The sequence below is a fragment of the Persicitalea sp. genome, assembly GCF_041751555.1.
Classification (GTDB): domain Bacteria; phylum Bacteroidota; class Bacteroidia; order Cytophagales; family Spirosomataceae; genus Persicitalea.
In genome coordinates, this window is the sequence record NZ_JBGSXF010000333.1 from 1 (window position 1) to 2,229 (window position 2,229).

Genomic DNA, 2,229 nt, shown 5'->3' on the forward strand with positions numbered 1-2,229 from the left:
TTGCCCAAGGCCCACTTTGAATTTCGGTCTTTGTAGAGCATGGCGATGCGGTTTTTTAGGGTTGAGCAACTCAGGAAATTATTGGTCAAGGCGTCGAAAGGGTCGCCCAGGGCGCAATCGAGTAGTTGTCGGGATAAATGCGTTGGGTTGGAATCAAAGAAGGTTTTCATAGGCGTCAAAAATTCTAGGGGCGATGGGTCGCAGTTTGTGCGTCAAGCTCGAATGTGATTGGTAGATTGTATTTGACGGAAATCGCTTTCCCATCTAATTGGCCGGGGTTCCAGGGGGGCATTGCACGTACCAGACGAAGCGCCTCCGCCTCGGTGCCGTAACCCAGCCCTTTCAGAACCCTGATATCCTCCAATTTTCCCGTTGCTGTTACCACAAAAGTGACAAACACTTTGCCCTGCGCTTTTGCCTCGGAGGCTGTTTTGGGGTATTTTAGATTATCAGCAATGTATTTTGCCAACGCCTTCGTCCCACCAGGAAATTCCAGATTCTCGACAAGAACGCACGCTAAAATGACGTCCTGTTTCGGATTGACAGTTGCCGAGTCGGGCGCGGCCGTTTTACAACCGACAGCAGTCGATAGCAAAAACAGCCCCCAGGCTGCTATCAATTTGCATGAGAAGCGGTCATTTTTCATGTGACGCTAGTTTCTTGAATTAGGGGTAATCAGCACAAAGCCGCTGCGACCTGAGTCACCGAATTGGTCAACGGCCAGTTTTCCTTTGAAAGCATCCAGCTTTTTGATGCCAAACCCCTGCAATCCGTCGCCTATTTCTTTGCCTTCCACAATCTTGCCGTGCAGCATAAAGACTGGTTCGGCTTTCTGGCTGACGGTCGAGTCCGGCAGAAGCGATTGGTTGGGTTTCTCTTTCAAAGCAAACCAAACGGGCAAGGTGAACGGCACGTCCACGGTCTTGCCGTTTTGGATGCCGGGAATCCAGCGGGGCATATTCAGCACGGCTTTTATCACCTCTTCGTCGCAGCCGTAACCCAGGCTCTTGACAATGCGCGGACTGCGGACATCGCCGTTTTTATTGACAACGAAGGAAGCCTCTACCATTCCCTGAATATCGTTCCTTGCTGCTTCGGTGGGGTAGCTGATGGTTTTAGCCAGGAACTTCACCATAGCCAAATTTCCTTCTAAGTACGACGCAGGTTTCCTTAAAGTATTCCATTTTCTATCCTCTGGTGAAAGGTCTGTTTGTGAAATAAGATCGGAATCATCTTGCGTCGAGTATTCAACCATTGTGAAGGACAGAAGCCTTTCCTGGCTGCGCGGCAGTTTGACAATCACTCGTTTTTGATTATCGACCGCGACGTAGATTCGGCTGTAGGCTACGTGATCTATCACCAAACTATCGTCAGCCTCTACCGTGTCTAGTGAGAAATAGCCCGTGGCGTCGGTCACGGCGTACGGCCTTCCCATGTTTAGAACCGAAACCATCGCATCCTCGATGGGCTGATCCTGCTCGTCGTACACAAATCCCTCGAAAGCGGTATTCTGCGCCCAAGTCACTGGTAGCGTGAAAAACGACGACAGAACGAGTAAGGCTTTCATAAGGCTTTGGGTCAATCTTTGTTATTTACTTTACATCCTGCTGCTTTTACTTGCCCTGCTTGGTAGTGACAACTATCACAACATCGGCACCCCGTTCTCCGTAGATGGCTTTGGCGGAAGCCTCTTTCAATACGTCGATGGATACAATGTCATTTGGGTCAATCTTTGAAAGCGCACCAAGTTGTAAACCTCCAACAGCATGATCCCAATTCGGGGCGGTGGCAGGTTGGATCACGCCATCTACCACAAAAAGCGGTGGGTGGGTACTCGGCATAGGACGGTTTCCCCGAATGCTAATCTTGATTCCGCTGTTCGTTCTTTTTTCGACAGCCGCTCCGCGCTGAGATTCCTGGCTCTCCAAAGTATTGACATCTTCGACCGTTCTCATTCGTTTTTCAATAGCCGCCACCATCGTTTCACTTTCTGCTCTTGCCGCTTGACCAACCGCTTTCTTCTCCTTCGGGAGTACAAAACTGATCGGAAGGTTGTACTTCACGTTCACTTTTTCACCGTCCTCCTTCGCACCGGGTATCCATTTGGGCGTCTGCTTCATGATTCTGACCGCTTCCTCGTCGGTGCCGAATCCCATGCCTTTCAGTACTTTAATGTCTTGAACACTGCCATCAGCGTTGACCACGAAAGTCAGGAACACTTTGCCCTGT

General features: G+C 50.0%; 3 protein-coding genes. All 3 read right to left on the reverse strand.

Going from position 1 to position 2,229, the window contains the following annotated elements:
• Positions 1–184: 184 nt before the first annotated feature.
• Positions 185–646: an energy transducer TonB gene (locus ACEW8P_RS11995; protein WP_373513319.1), complete on the reverse strand. Its 462-nt coding sequence runs from the start codon at positions 644–646 to the stop codon at positions 185–187.
• A gap of 6 nt (positions 647–652) precedes the next feature.
• Positions 653–1,567 carry a TonB family protein gene (locus tag ACEW8P_RS12000; protein ID WP_373513320.1) on the reverse strand — a complete coding sequence of 305 codons (915 nt, stop codon included), beginning with the start codon at positions 1,565–1,567 and terminating at the stop codon, positions 653–655.
• A 46-nt stretch (positions 1,568–1,613) separates the two neighbouring features.
• Positions 1,614–2,229 (reverse strand): TonB family protein (locus tag ACEW8P_RS12005; protein WP_373513321.1); only part of this gene is annotated, 616 nt, incomplete at its 5' end.